The 15,205-nt window shown below is 44.2% G+C and carries 9 protein-coding genes and 1 pseudogene; 1 reads left to right on the plus strand and 9 read right to left on the minus strand.

The window, feature by feature from the left end:
• Positions 1 to 82 precede the first annotated feature (82 nt).
• The 8 genes from CS948_RS19505 to CS948_RS19540 all read right to left on the minus strand — a co-directional run bounded on the left by CS948_RS19505 (position 83) and on the right by CS948_RS19540 (position 14,571).
• Positions 83 to 2,668: a zinc-dependent metalloprotease gene (locus CS948_RS19505; RefSeq protein ID WP_099293838.1), complete on the minus strand. Its 2,586-nt coding sequence runs from the start codon at positions 2,666 to 2,668 to the stop codon at positions 83 to 85.
• A 32-nt stretch (positions 2,669 to 2,700) separates the two neighbouring features.
• Positions 2,701 to 5,310, minus strand: coding sequence for a zinc-dependent metalloprotease (locus tag CS948_RS19510; RefSeq protein WP_099293840.1), 2,610 nt, complete (start codon positions 5,308 to 5,310; stop codon positions 2,701 to 2,703).
• Positions 5,311 to 5,512: 202 nt separating this feature from the next.
• Complete coding sequence (locus CS948_RS19515) at positions 5,513 to 7,042, minus strand: PKD-like family lipoprotein (protein WP_176555139.1); 1,530 nt, start codon at positions 7,040 to 7,042, stop codon at positions 5,513 to 5,515.
• A 20-nt stretch (positions 7,043 to 7,062) separates the two neighbouring features.
• Positions 7,063 to 7,746, minus strand: coding sequence for a DUF4843 domain-containing protein (locus CS948_RS19520; protein WP_099293844.1), 684 nt, complete (start codon positions 7,744 to 7,746; stop codon positions 7,063 to 7,065).
• Between the two features lie 17 nt (positions 7,747 to 7,763).
• Positions 7,764 to 9,230, minus strand: coding sequence for a RagB/SusD family nutrient uptake outer membrane protein (locus CS948_RS19525; protein ID WP_176555140.1), 1,467 nt, complete (start codon positions 9,228 to 9,230; stop codon positions 7,764 to 7,766).
• Positions 9,231 to 9,241: 11 nt separating this feature from the next.
• A complete protein-coding gene (locus tag CS948_RS19530; RefSeq protein WP_255302086.1) occupies positions 9,242 to 12,640 on the minus strand; it encodes a SusC/RagA family TonB-linked outer membrane protein in 3,399 nt (1,132 codons plus the stop codon).
• Between the two features lie 99 nt (positions 12,641 to 12,739).
• Complete coding sequence (locus CS948_RS19535; protein ID WP_099293850.1) at positions 12,740 to 13,900, minus strand: FecR domain-containing protein; 1,161 nt, start codon at positions 13,898 to 13,900, stop codon at positions 12,740 to 12,742.
• A gap of 92 nt (positions 13,901 to 13,992) precedes the next feature.
• Entirely contained in the window at positions 13,993 to 14,571 is a 579-nt protein-coding gene (locus CS948_RS19540; RefSeq protein ID WP_099293852.1) for an RNA polymerase sigma-70 factor, read from the minus strand.
• Between the two features lie 91 nt (positions 14,572 to 14,662).
• On the opposite strand from CS948_RS19540, the pseudogene CS948_RS21935 reads away from it, so the two are divergent.
• Positions 14,663 to 14,758: pseudogene (locus tag CS948_RS21935) on the plus strand (AraC family transcriptional regulator); the annotation flags it as partial.
• A 72-nt stretch (positions 14,759 to 14,830) separates the two neighbouring features.
• Here the strand turns inward: CS948_RS21935 and CS948_RS19545 are convergent.
• Complete coding sequence (locus CS948_RS19545) at positions 14,831 to 15,205, minus strand: VOC family protein (protein WP_099293854.1); 375 nt, start codon at positions 15,203 to 15,205, stop codon at positions 14,831 to 14,833.

Here is a 15,205-nt window from a genome sequence, read left to right on the forward strand (position 1 = left end):
AAGACACTCGAATACCCTCAAAGGGTGAAAAAAAGTTGCAATATTTCTGACATATTGCAACTCTCTTTTTAAACAATTTTCTCTAACGAATACCTTCTACATCCAAAGCCTGTCTGATTTTATAATGTAAATACTCGTAATAGTCCTTCATTTCTCCCGTGCTTGTTTTCATGGCATTATTCACCATACCATCGATTTTCAGCAACATTTGGTAAAAGACATGAGAACGTGACAATGTATTTACCTTAATCCCCTCTTGCGCATAGAATCCACTGATATTTTCTACCTGCATCCGCTCCATCTTTTCACAAAGAATAGGGTCATAAAGTTGTCTGCCACTGCTTATTCCCTGTGCCAACGCTTTCGTGTGTGCATCCAGTTTCGCGGCATCTTCCGTTACCGTCGAAGAAGCAATCACAGCAGCCAAGAAAGCCATCTGGAAATCCCTTTCCAACGGATCCAATTTTCTACGTTTTATGGTACCCTCCCACACCATCCGGTACAATTCATCCATGTACTCGTCTGCGGTATATCCCCCGCTTGCCTTACGGGAACTCATAATAACCATATACCAACGAGAAAATAACAATCCAAAAATATCCATCCGTTTTTGCTGCACGGCGGAAGAGTTCACCCGCAGGTCATGTCTTAATTCTTGATTATCCAACCATTCCAAATCTTTAGCCTGTGCCAACAAGAAATTAATGGTTTCCCGTTGTTTGGCTTTAGGAACAACCGCATAATGCTGTACATTCTCATCGCTATTACCTTCGTTGATATACATACCGCCGATATAAGATGCAATCCGGTTCAACCCATCCATATACCGTCCTTGCATAAAACCATACAACTTATTCTGGAGTTCCAGTGTTTTATCCTCTTCGGCAAACCATTCACGACAATGAGCCATCGACTTTTTCAGATTCTTTATCAGATATTCCCCCGCTTTAACATGATCGTTCCCCAAATCCTCACTCAATATTCGGGGATCGTAAACATTCGAGGTAAAAGGGGTATGCCCGTATGTTTTAGCTATATCCAGACGGGATTCTTTAATCCAACGATCCAAAGTATCGCATTCCTCGTCCGCGTTCTTCACCCCTCGAATCGGTTTATACAACCATTCTATGGCGTAATAATCGTATTCCCCCAGCTTGTCTTGTACCAGCATCACGCCATTTTTCACGTCTTCTTCCTGAGCGACATAATTATACGGCACCATATCCATTATCGAGGGTGACAACCCGTGTTCTCTCGTGAAAGTCGCAGAACGCAACGAATCAACCGGGTAAACAGAAGATGCCCGCAAATTGGATCTCAATCCCAAACACGAACCGATCTCCCGAATCATCAGACTCTTTATCAATTGTCCCATCACCTCCTCTGACAAAACAGCTTTACGTGCTTCCGGGTCTGCCGCCATCGTGTATAGAAGCCTGTCCCGATGCAGTATGAACAAAAAATGATGATGTAAATACAACGATGCGTTAAGAATCTCCCCGCTCCGGTTATCCACCAGCATAGATTGTTGGGGACGATACATATTCGGAGAGGTCGGAGAATAACGAATCACAGAATGCTGAATATTCCCCGCGTCAAAATCCGAAGTTCCGGGAAAAGGAACAGCACGCAGTACATTTTTAAACCCGATACGTTCGAAAGCCTTATTCCACTCTTCAATACCCGCACGAACATATTTCGTCCAACTTTCCGGCATCAACGTATCCAAGTAAAAAACGATCGGCTTTTTCGGTTCCACAACCTGCCCAGCCCAATAAGCGACCTCGTCACTCGGCTCCACTCGCCAACGTCTGGCTAGATGCTTCTTTGTCAATATTGATTTTTCTTTCCCGATTTCGGGAATTGTCACGAAACTTACCCCAATCCTAGAATCAGCATAACGAGGTGTCATTTTATCTTCGGGCAGAACCACCAACATTTTATTAAATGTTACGGAAACTTTTATATTCTGTCTTGTTACAGAGCCTACCACGATATGATCCACATCATACCCCGATTCACAAACCACGGTAACGCTCCGTCCATCCGCCTTGACCTCTTGAAACAAATTCCGATTCGCTTTATACTTTTGATTCCGCCCGACGAATCCCCATACAGAATTGGCAGCCTGAACGGAAAACGGATTCGTGAACGCCGTGTGTTCCAAGAAAAAAGATGTCATATTCAACACCACGGCACGATTATCCGGCGTGTAAGTCTCTATTTTAAACGTAGCGTACACCCCCGGCATAAAAGATTTCTCTAAAGCACTCTCCATGTTAGCATCTCCACTACCGTTACCGACAGGAGCACCTTGCCGCAAACGAGCCTGCACGTAATCTCCCTCTTTCGTGAACACGAACACTTGAGGAGTCCCGGCAAATTGCCCGACAACTCCCTCTCCGTTATCACTCGTGTTCTCTATCGACGAAGCGAATAACATATCCTTGCCCAACAAATCCAAGGGAAACTCCACGTATACATTTCCCCCCGCGTAATGAATCGTCATTACACCCTTTGCCGTCTTTACACTCTTACCATCAAAGAGTTTCTGATAAGCCGAATTTTTATTCTTACCCGTATCCTTCTTCTCCCGCACCATCCCGCTGCCCTCGAACGGACACAGAACTATCGAAAGAAGAAACACTATATATATGATATTTTTCATGACAACTAGTTTACTGTTAATAATCACCCGTCTCAGTTATTCTTAAAAACCTTCTCCAATTTATAAACCAACAACTGATAATGCAATCGAGTATCTTCTGTTGCCGTATTCATCCGGCTTTTCAATAAAGCCAAGGTCTTTTTCAACATCAAGAAACAATCCGTCCCGATAGAAACATTCGGTCTGTTCAGGTTCGTCGTTCTACCGAAACCGCTAATTTCCTCCGGAGCGAAACAACATCCCCTACGCGCGAACATACCCAGATATTCGTCAGGCAACTCGCCATAAATATTCCGGCTATTCTCTTGCACGTAATCCATAACCTCAATCATCCCGTCACGGGAGAACGCAAAAGGCGAGCCGCCCATTCCTTTCACTTCCACGCCGGAAGCAGACACCAAAAACGATAAATACTTGATTTGCAATCGTTTTTCAATTTCAGACAGAGAATTTCTCTTCTTGGTAGGAGCCATGATAAATTCATACAAATCATTCATATACTCCCGAGTAGAATAAGCCTCCTCTTTCGACTGTTCCATGCACACGGCTAACGCGTTCAACCGAGACAATAGTCCCCTGAAAATAGCATTTTCCATATCTCCCGAAATATCGCTCATCAACGGCAGACCATCCTTGAAATCCTTCGCATCAATCCAAGCCATCTCTTTCAACTGATCCAACAAAAACACCAAAGCCTCCTTTTGTCTGGCTTTAGGAACTAAAGCATAAGCAGGTATCGGATCCCCGGCATATTTTTCATTCAAGTAAATACCGCCGATATTAAAAATAACATTATTCAAATACCTGAAATACTGCATTACAATCTCGTTATAAATCTGTTGGCGAAACGCATAATCTTTATCTTCTGCCTCTACCCATTCATTCAGGTTCGCCAAAATATATTTCAAATTCTTTATCCCGTACGCAGAGGATTTTATCGGATCATCTCCCAAGTCTTCCTCGAAAGAACTCGGATCCCAACGAGAGTTTATCTGCTGTCTTCCATAGCGATATATAGGATCGCCCGCTTTCTCGCCAATCCAACGATCCAGAACAGGCACTTCCTCGTCCGTGGTCTTCTCGTCCAACAAAGGCGTGTACAACCATTTTATCGTGAAATAATCATACAAACCCAAATGAGGCGGCGTCAACTTCACACCCCTCTCCTTGTCTCCCGGTTGTGCCACGTAATTGTTCCGGGCATAATCCATGATTGAATGAGTTGTCCCGTACTTTTGCGTGTAAGAAGGCGAACGCAAAGAATCCGTGGGGATTGCGGCAGAAGCACTCATATTATGCATAAAACCCAGACAATGACCTACCTCGTGCGCAATAGCGTAACGGATGCTCTCACCCAATAATTCTTCCGGCAACTGCATCCTCCGCACGTCAGCATCCGCCTGAGCCGTCTGTACGAATCGCCAATTTTGAATCAATTGAGCTATATTGTGATAAAAATAAACCGAAGCATTGATAATCTCTCCCGTCCGGGGATCTGTCCACGAGGGTCCCATAGCGTTAGGTGTCCACGAGGGAGAATAGCGTACACAAGAATATTTCAGATTTTCCGGATCAAATTCCGGATCATTCTCCGGGAAATCCTTGGCTATAATCGCATTTTTCAAACCGATCTTTTCAAAGGCTTTCTGCCATTCTTCTACCCCTTGCTTGATGTATTTCTTCCAACTCTCCGGGAATGCGTTATCCACGTAAAACACAATCGGTTTCTTCACCTCCGTCAATTGTCCGGCACGATAAGCCGCCTCATCCGCAGGTTCAAGCCGCCAACGATTAGCATAGTAACGAAAATCGACACCACTCTTTTTTGAATTAAATTCATATTTTGCCTGATAGAATATAGCAATACGGGGATCTGCCATACGGGGACGCATCGGTTCTTCCGGCAACAAAATAAAACTACGTGTCATCACCGCGGTAAAAGGTACTTTCTGAAACAATACCCGCTCTTGATTCCGCACGGTAACCAAATAACTCAAAGAAGAGCGTATGCTAAAATTATCCTCGAAAGCCTTAATTTCCCCGATAAATGAATTTTTCTTCACAAACTCCTTGTCCACGCGACGCCTGCCACTATTGATCGGTGCGAACTGGGAAAAGGGAGATAATCCCTCGTTATCACTCAATAAAAAATCGGTCAAATCCAGCACAACTGCCGTACTGTCTTCCGAGTACACCTTCACCGGAAGATTCAAAATAATAGCCGGCTTAAAACTCTCTTCCAAACGTTTCCTTATACCCTCCTCCGTGGTATAATATATCGCACTCACCTCCCGCAAGCTAATTATCGAGTCTTGGCGGGTAAACACCACGTGCAGCGGTTCTTTAGGTTTCTCTCCCACGCTCCCGAAATCATTATTCGTGATTTCGCTAATCGTCGAACCAAGCAACATCTCTTTCCCCAACAAATTCAACGGTAACTCGAAATAGATCTTCCCGTCCATTTTGTGCAACGTGATTAAACCTCGCTTTGTTTCGCACGACTTTCCCTTAAAAAAGCGTTGGTAAGCACTTTCCGTTTTTACCTCTTTAGTCGCTTGTTTCTTCTTCCGCCCTTTACCCTCTGCCGACACAACACTCAAAGAAAGAAATATAAATACAAATACAATTGATTTCAATATCATAACTTCAATATTTAAACATCCCAATTAATTTTTGATTCTCCCGTTTGTACCACAATTCCATTTATATTCCAAATCTCTTTCTATACAACAATCCCTTCCGATATAGAAATGCTATTCAGATAAAAAGTATAAATAACTGTGTTACAACAGCGGAGTAGTTTTCTAAAATCGGTTTACCCGATTTTAGAAAACTATACTGCAATTACATATCCCGACCTGATAATTTATACTTGTAAATCACATCGGCAATCCGACCGAAACCGCCCTGTTCATACAGCACGACAGGCTCACCCGCTTTCAATACCGAATCTTCAACGTTAAACAGGATGAACGTCCCGTCTTCCAGTCCTACCCCCAGCTCCTTATTCCCTTCGGCAGGGTGCATCGCCATAATGGCACGTCCGTTCAAAGAGGTATAATGATATGATTTCCCGGTACTCAGATCGTAATAATACAACTCGTCATTATTCACTCCCCCGGAGAAAAAAATGTAGGTACGATTTCTCAATATCCTGAAAATACTTCTATCCGTCACGTATCCATCCGTCTTGCCGGAGAACGTCTGACATTTATCCAACGCATCCAACGTAATTACCCCCAACGCGTTGGCTGCAATCCCGAATGTTTCCACTTTCCAATCGTCCCCGTCCCGTAAAATCAAGGCATACTTCGTACTTCCTTGCATGGTGCCACCGTAAGCCGCACCGTATACCAACTCATAATCACCCAAATTATTCACCGGAATAAAACCGGCAGGATAAGTCCCCGTGTACTGCAACTCCCTGTACTCTTCTGCCGTCGTGTAATAGGCACTTCTCACGTGAATCAACCGACCGTTCAACTCGTCATACAAAAGAAAATGCTTGAGATACTGGTGTGCCGTTTCAATAATCTGACCGATTTTATACCCTTTATTAATATATACCGGAACATTATTGTAAGCCGCGGAGTGATACCCCATACTCTTCGGGTCGTTGAAGAAACGGGTATAAATTTTCCCATCCTCACTCAACACGATATTCATGTAGAACGGGTAGAACGCGGATACCAATTTAAAATTCTCCGGGGGATTTCCTCCCACGAACTCCTCACGGGTCAATACCTCTTTCTCGTTCGTGTTACCGTTCAATTCCACGGGTCCCTGCCCGCCATTCTGAATAACCAGCAACTCCGACCATTTACAATAATTAGTCGCGTTCCAAAAGAAATGCTGAACCAATTTCACCGGTTCCGAACCCATATCCTCCCCGTTTGCCTCCCGGTACAAATCATAATAAGCATGATACTCTTCATCTTGGGAAACACTAGGTAAATTTATATGCCCCAGTTTTGATACCCCGCCTTCTTCATACAGGATAGAGAACCCCGATTGATACACCGTCGCCGCAACAATGGACATCGTGCCACTATACACTTTCCCATTACGGTTATCCTTCAAGGCTAACCGGCAGGCATACGTTTTTGCTTGTTCCGGGGTAAATTCCAAAACCCGCTCCGTGGAAACGACCTCATAATCAACACGCCACTCGTACGAGAAATCCGTGGAGTCACCTTCACCAAACCGGATTTTAGGCTCAACCTTCACTTCATCATGCACAAAACAATTCACCGTGTAAGTTTCAAACGAAACCTTCGCGTCTCGTATCGCCTCGTATTTATAATTACCTTCGTCTTTGATACAGGAAAACAATCCTACCATCATCAACAAAGACAGATATATTACATTTTTCATTTTCATATTCTATCGATTTATTATCCAATTACTGTTACCGTCATGGCTTTACCATCTACATCCAGCACGACTTCATCCTTGTCTTCCATCTCACGCAAATAATACTTTAACTGTAACGCATAAGCCCTTCTCGTTGAAGCATCCAGATTAGTCCAATCTCCCTCCCCGGTCACCTTAATCAACAATTGATACTTCGGAATCGAATAAGTACCGAGAAAAGACTTCTCTACATCCCCATCCCACCATTCCGGTATCGACACCTCACTACTCAAATTAATAATCTTGTATTGATAACTGTATTCCCCCGCCAAAACATCCGCCCCGTTCCCCCGGATAGCCAACACGATTCGCACGCGAGTATCCCCGGGGTTATTCAATACCAACGAAATCGTGTCTTTCACGTGTTCCTTACGAAAAACATAATACTCCGGAAGTACGATATGTTCATCCGTTGCCGTGGACAAGTCTTTATCCAGCTCGACAACAAACGACCGGTCTTCCAAGAACAGATTTCCCAGCATTTCCACTTCTACCGGAATCTCAATCTGCTCCGCATTCCCGTAAAAGAAAAACGAAATATCCATCGAATCCCGGTAAGTATCCGAAAACTGGATATAATTCACGGTATCATACATCGGAATATTCTCCTTTGAACACGCTCCCAACAGGAATACACTTAAAATAAATACATATATCTTTTTCATAACTCGTCTTTTAAAATCTAAAACACCTTTTCATCATCCGGCAAAGGCAACACGAACGAATTTCCCAACGTGACAGATTCACTTCCGCTCAACACCGGATGGTTCAAACGTTTAAACATAAAAAAAGTCTGTCCTTCAGCGAGATACTCTTTCATTCCTTCCCAGATTAACTCCTCCTTGAAAGTGCTGGCGGACACGCTTTCCGGGATATTACGCTTACACCCGCGTCCTCCCCGCACCTTCTCCAGATACTTCACGGCAGCAGCATTACCGGCAGCAGAACCATACGTTGTTTCTGCAAGGATATAGCATATTTCACTAAATCTCAACGCCGGAATCAAAGCATATTGCACTCTCACAAAGTTTTCCGATGCACCCAAATCCAACCACTTCTGTGAACGATTCGCATCAATAGTCCAATCGACAAGGTATTGGCGATAATCATCCCCGTCGCCCCTGTCCCCGAACAGACTGCCGGCATTCTTCAACAACATCTTGGGCTTACCGGTCGCCTCCGTGAAATCCTCCACATCTTCCGTCAATTTTTTATTATAAAATGCAAACAGAATATCATTGTACGCTTTCACGTATTTATTCACGCCGGAAACATTCAAATCCGACGATGAAGTAAAATAAATATCCCACGAATCCTCCTTAGCTTCTACTAACTCATACACGTGCAACGCATACCGGTTAGCCTCTTCATTTTCACCCGCGTACAAGCACAAACGCGCTAATGTCCCGCACACGGCCAAATAATTCATTCTGGTTCCCCGGAAACTGAAAAAACGGTTTCCGGAATCCTCCGCGACAAAACGATTGGCATACGCCATCTCATCGTCCAAAGTATCATTCTGCACTACAAGATCCTTTGCCTTCAACAAATCCTCCTTGGCAAGGCGAAGTACCTCTGAAGTCGGCAAAGCGGATTCATAATGCGTCGGGTAAACCGTCACGTAAGGAATATACGCCCCGTTGTCACCGGTCGCCGGAGCCGGGGCAAACATACGCAACAAATCCAAGTGCAGGTATCCCCTCAACGCCAAGGCTTCGCCATATATCAAATTTCGTTCGCGTTCACCCAAAGGAAAGAAAGAGGCATCCTTAGCTTCTATCTCCGCGATTAATTTATTGCAATTCGCGATAGCATTATATCCACCCTTCCAGATCTTTGAGATAACATCTTTGACATCCTTTGAATTATAATCATAAACAACTGCCGCTTTATAAGCATCATTTTGACTGACATCCCCAGCCTCGTAAGTTTGCGCCAACACGCTGAGAAATCCCCATGAAAGCTCCCGTCCGTACATTTCCGGTTCGGACAACTTATAATACACTCCGTTCAAAGCACTTCGGAATCCCGTGTAATCCTTAAATGTCTTCTCGTCACTCGCCTGATTATCCGACTCCACGTCCAACCAACTATTACACGCCGCTAACCCGAACAGCATCAACAACAACAAGTAATTATATCGTATCATAATCATCTATTTTAAAAACTTGCATTTAAGGTCAAATTAAAAGTTCTGGCAAAGGGATAAGACAACCCCCGCTCTTGTTTCACGCTCGAAATCGTGAATATATCCTTCATGTTAAACGATAACCGCAACATACTCATCCGCATTTTCTTCAATAAGTCTTTATCGAAATCATACCCTATCGTGAGTGAATTAAAGTTCAACATATTGTAATCCTGCACGAAACGAGAGGTTGGCAAAGTCACGTTATTCCGGTCTTTAATTGACTTCAAACGTGTCAACTCCCCGGGCTTTGCCCATCGCTCCGTGAGAACACGCTTGTCCGCATTCGTTTCGTACAACTTCACGTTCTCCACCTTATCGACCAAAGTCTGGTTATACACTTGTCCCCCGAATTCATACATAAACGTGGCAAATAACGTGAACCGCTTCCACTGCAAATTCACCCCGAAAGAACCCGTTGCATCCGGTTCCGTGTCACCTAAAATAGACTGTTGGCTGGATGTCCACTCCTGAATGACCTGACCACTCCGGTCAAGAAACAACTCGCTCCCGTTACTCGGGTTTATTCCCAAAGAACGCATCCCGTAAATAGCCGTCAAAGAACCTCCTTCCTCGTATTTCAGCAAAGGTTTGCTATACTTCAAATCCTGTTTGTTGAAAACGTTATCAAAGTATTCATCAAATTTCTCGTTTACCCGTTCATTATACGCCTTCAAGGATTCAGAAATCTTCAATATTTTGTTCCGGTTATGTGCCAGATTCCCGAACACGGCAACCATCCAATCTTTATTCTGGAGAATATTAAAACGGACATCCAATTCGAATCCCTTATTCTCCACCTCACCCATATTATCCTTGTAAGAAGTAAAACCGGTATGGGTAGGAATCGTCACATCCGTGATCAAATCCTTGGTCTTTTTATTATACCACGTAAACTTCGTATAAATCGCGTCATTCAAGAAACCCAACTCCAATTTCAAATCACGGGAAAAAGTCCGCTCCCATTTCAAATTCTCATTTCCCATATAGTGCAAGTAAATACCGCCACCCGTGGAATAATACGAATTCGTAACATCATAAGTATGCTTGGCAGCGTAAGCGGGGAAATTGGTTTTTCCCAACACTCCCATGGTCCCCGTGATCTTCAACAAGCTCACCACATCCTGCGCTTTCATAAACTCGTAATTATGCACGTTCAACCCGACACCCCCGGAATAAAACGGAGCATATTTCTTGTCTGCCCCGAACTCGGACGAACCGTCCAGACGCCACGAGGCATCAAGTAAATAAATATCGTTATACGTGTAGTTTAATGAAACAAACGCCCCGAACAGCCGCTTTTTATTATCCGAATACGTGGGTACATCATCCACGTTCTCCGCGAAAGCCGGGGTATTCAATTCACCCGAAGGAAATCCCAAATATTTCTCCACCGAACTATTCGTACTCTCCGTGTTCGTGTTCAATCCCAACGAAAAATTCATATTATGCTTCTTTATCGCCTGCACGTAATTCAACACGAAATTGGTATTCCATTTCACCAGTTTCCTCTTACTCAAATTCAACGAACCTTTCTTGTCATCATCCACGTTGTAAAACGAAGAAGAAAGCGGGTCTTTAAAAACTTTTGTTTCAGTATCGGTCAAAGTTACCGCTACCTGTCCTTTAAAATAAAGACTCTTCGTGATATACCAGTTCAAACTCAAATTATTCGTCAAATCCTGTATTTTACTTTTATCAAAACTCTTCAACATTTTCGCCTCGTACAACGGATTTTTCGTGCCACTCATACCCCCATGCCAAAGTTTTGTCTGTTCCACGTAATTTCCATCCGCATCTTTCAACTCATCATACGGCAATTTCTTCGTGTAATCACTAAAATCTCCATAAGGAGAATTTTCTGATTTCGTGACCGTGTAGGCGATCTGATTCTTCAACTGCATCCCGCCGATACGGTAATCCAAGTAAAATCCAGCTCCCAAGCGCTCTCGGAAAGATCCTTTCATCACTCCATTCTGGTTATCGTAATTCAGATCCACGTTAAAACGCATATTCTCGGAACCACCCTGAATGGCAAGACTATGTTTATGATTAAATTCGTTCTGCAAAGGTTGTGACAACCAGTCCGTGTTTACCCCCCGAATAATGTTCGACAACTTCGCCTCGTACTCGCTTAAAAGAGTATAAGACGAATTAATGTTGGAAGTCGGTTCATAATACCCTGCCAACCGCTCAGCCTCAAGCAACTCTTTAGCGTTCATTAAATTATAATCCGACAAATCCGGAGCGGTAAGCGCACCCGTGAAATTATACATCACGTTCAACTGTCCCGGTTTCGGCGCCACCGTTTCAATCACCACCACACCGTTAGCCGCACGGGAACCGTAAATAGCCGTAGCCGCGGCATCCTTCAATATCGTGATACTCTCTATACGGTTCGGGTCAAAATCATACACCTTTTGCACCGTCACCTCGAAACCGTCCATAATAAAAATAGGTGAATTGGGATTATTACTCAAAGCCGATTCGGAAAGGCTCTCCTTATCCAAATCCATCACCCCGATACCGGAACGTCCCCGGATATAAAACTCCGGCAATGTATTCGGGTCTGCTCCCATTTCGTTATTTTTCATGATACGCAATGAAGGATCAAACACCTGCAACACATCGATCACGTTGGTCGGCGATACCTTGAACAACTCCTCTTTATCCACCCTCACCGCATTTCCGGTAAAACTGGACTTTTTCACGTTAGCGTATCCCGTCACGACCACCTCTTCCATTTGTTTCACGTCAGGTTTCATCTTCACGGTCACCTCCCGCGTGCTATCCGTTACCACAACTTCCTGAGTTTCGAAACCGATAAAAGAGAATACCAAAGTTATGGGTAATTTCATCGTCAACGCACTTTTGAATTTTCCATCCGCATCACTGACGAAACCCGTACTTGTTCCCTTGAGCATAATCGTTACTCCCGGCAACGGCTCGTTCAAGTCATCATACACCACACCGCGCACTTCCGGCACTTTCGTGTCTTTCTTTACTTCCCGAATTTCCAAAATCAACACGAAATTCTCCTTCTCCTCGTACCGCACCTGCTTCCCCGCGAACACCTGTTTCAACGCTTCGTCAATAGTGGCATTCACTAACTTCACGTTCACCTTTTCATTCATATCCACCTGCACATTACTGTAAAAGAAATCCTTCCCGAACTCTTTTCCCAACATACGCAGCACCTGATTGATCGGAGTATCCTTCACTTCCAAAGAAACCCTACGTTCCTGTCCATGTGCCACCTGCACGCCGCACACGATACTCAACAAACAAAAAAAACTAGCCAAACGCATCATCGATAACATTTTTTTTCGTCCTAACCGCATAAACCGGTTAGGCTCTCGATTATTTTCCATATATTTGCATTTAAGGTTATACATAGCTTTGTTCTCTCTCAAACAGTAACAAAGCAATTACCACTCAAAACCGGGGAAGTCTAGCCACTTCCTCGATTTTTATTTTCCAGATATTATAATATTTTCTCCTTTCACGCTAAACCGCACAAAACTCGTTGCCTCAATCATCTCGATCAAATCGCTCAACGGTCTAAATTTCAACATCGCCCCGGAAAAACGAATATCTTTCAAATCATCATCATCAAAAGATATTTTCACGTCATACCAGCGGGAAACCTGCCGGGCGATATCTTCCAAACGGGAATTATCAAAACTAAACTTCCCGTTCACCCAAGACGTGACATACGACACATCGACATCCTGCACCTCAATTTTTCCACCCGCAGTCAACGCCTGTTGTCCCGGCTCCAGCACCACCGACTCTCCTCCGCGGGCATCCACCCGCACCGCCCCGTTCACGAGCGTCATCACGGCATCACGATCTTCCTCGTAAGCTGAAACGTTGAACTCCGTACCCAACACGCACACGTCAGCACGTTCCGTTGCCACGTAAAACGGTCTTGATGAATCTTTCTTCACCTTAAAATAAGCCTCTCCCACCAATCGTACCCTTCTCTCCCCCGCGGCAAAGCGTTCCGGTATTTCCAGCGAAGAAGCGGAATTCAACCAAACAACCGACCCGTCTTCCAACACCATTCGATACTCCCCTCCATTCGGGATCACCAATTTATGCACCCGCCGTTCCAATCCTTCATCATTATTCCCTCCCTCGTAACGCAACACCCGGTTGGAATCCACCCGCACTACCGCTCCCCCGTCCCCAGTCAGCAAAGTATCTTTCATCGTTTCGTCGATTGCCACTTGTACCCCGTTCGCCCACACGATATACGCCTGTTCTTTCCCGGGCACCGCCACTTTCGCGAAAATACGATGTTCCTCCTCTTTCTTTTTCCCATCATTCCACAACAAGTAGCTCCCCACGCTCACAAGTAAAATACCGACCGCAACATAACGCATCCACCCCGCAACATAACGCACCCGTCGTTTTTTATGCTTCTTAACCGACTGCAAACGTCCTTGCACATTCGGGTGAAATTCTTCCCGCAACACGGACAACCGCTGCCGCACCGCTTCAAATTCCCGCAAGATTCGTCCATGAGCCTCCGACTCTGCCAACCACCCGGACAATTCTTTCTCCTCCGCGGCAGAAAGTTCCCCGTCAATCCTTTTTACCAATAATTCTTCTATTCTCTCGTTCATAAAATGACAAGCTGATTTATATTCTTCGTGAGAGGACGCACAAGAATAAAAAAAGGGTGAAAAGAAAACAGAATATTTTTCAAAAAAATAAATTACCGCCTATTAAACCCCTCACCCACATAAAAATAATAGAACAAAACAGAAATCTCTCCCGACGTAAATTTCTTTCTCAACTCCCGGTAAGCAATCTTCATTTGCGTTTTGACCGTATTGACCGAGATATCCAGTTTCTCTGCCGCCTCCGCGTACTTCATATCTTCGAGTACGACCAATTTTAAAACAACACGGCATTGCTCCGGCAAACTTTCCACGGCATCCCACACGTATTTCCAATCCTCCGCCAAAATCTCTTCCGTTTCCATCTCCGACAATGCCTCCAACCCCACGTGAGGTCTTTGTCGGCGCGCATAACTGACACAACCGTTTCGCACCGCCACGTAAAGATAACTATCCAGTGAAATATCGCTGCTAATCTTCAAGTTATTCTCCCATATCCGGACAAAAACATCCTGCACGATATCCTCCGCCACGTCATATGATCCCACGAAAGCCCGTGCAAAACGGCACAAGTCCTCGTAACGGGTTGTAAACAGGTAATCAAAAGCCGGTTCGTACCCCTTTTTCAAATCTTGTACCAACTGATTTACATCATATTTTACTCGCTCCGTCATACTAGCTATCTAAATTCCACATTACAAATGTAAAGAAATATATTATTCCCGAACACATTTATTTCCGAATAAAACTTATTCGTTCCTAATAAATGTGGCGTTTTATGCCGACCACCTGTACCTCACGCTACATTACTTGAACACGCTGATCCGTCAAGCGGGCAACCGCACGATTATGGAATGGATATTACCTATATTCCTAATTATTTATAAAAGGAAGCAAAATTTTATAGACTTCCGGTTGAATCATCACAAAATCTTATTCCGGCAGTATCTCGATCCAATACCCGTCAGGATCAGCAATAAAATAAAGCCCCATATCAGTATTCTCGTAGCACACGCAATCCATTTGCTTGTGGTATGCCCGTACCTCATCATAATCGCCGGGAACACGCATACAAAGGTGAAATTCCCCCTCTCCCAAGTCGTAGGGTTCTTTCCGATCCCGCATCCACGTCAATTCCAACAGGAACCCGGTCTTTTCCTCACCCATATACACTAAAATAAAGGAACCGTCTTTGGCTTCCATCCGGCGGACTTCCTTTAATCCCAAGGCTTTCTCGTAAAAACGAATGCTTCTGTTCAAATCAAGCACGTTAAAATTGAAATGGTCAAATCGACTTTTAATCTCCAT

It is taken from the genome of Butyricimonas sp. Marseille-P3923 (assembly GCF_900184685.1).
GTDB lineage: Bacteria > Bacteroidota > Bacteroidia > Bacteroidales > Marinifilaceae > Butyricimonas > Butyricimonas muris.

Bases quoted from the DNA above. Each gene is read 5' to 3' on its own strand.
- CS948_RS19505 (WP_099293838.1), bottom strand. From the start codon at position 2,668: ATGAAAAATATCATATATATAGTGTTTCTTCTTTCGATAGTTCTGTGT.
- CS948_RS19515 (WP_176555139.1), bottom strand. From the start codon at position 7,042: ATGAAAAATGTAATATATCTGTCTTTGTTGATGATGGTAGGATTGTTT.
- CS948_RS19525 (WP_176555140.1), bottom strand. From the start codon at position 9,230: ATGATACGATATAATTACTTGTTGTTGTTGATGCTGTTCGGGTTAGCG.
- CS948_RS19520 (WP_099293844.1), bottom strand. From the start codon at position 7,746: ATGAAAAAGATATATGTATTTATTTTAAGTGTATTCCTGTTGGGAGCG.
- CS948_RS19510 (WP_099293840.1), bottom strand. From the start codon at position 5,310: ATGATATTGAAATCAATTGTATTTGTATTTATATTTCTTTCTTTGAGT.
- CS948_RS19545 (WP_099293854.1), bottom strand. From the start codon at position 15,205: ATGGAGATTAAAAGTCGATTTGACCATTTCAATTTTAACGTGCTTGAT.
- CS948_RS19535 (WP_099293850.1), bottom strand. From the start codon at position 13,900: ATGAACGAGAGAATAGAAGAATTATTGGTAAAAAGGATTGACGGGGAA.
- CS948_RS19530 (WP_255302086.1), bottom strand. From the start codon at position 12,640: ATGGAAAATAATCGAGAGCCTAACCGGTTTATGCGGTTAGGACGAAAA.
- CS948_RS19540 (WP_099293852.1), bottom strand. From the start codon at position 14,571: ATGACGGAGCGAGTAAAATATGATGTAAATCAGTTGGTACAAGATTTG.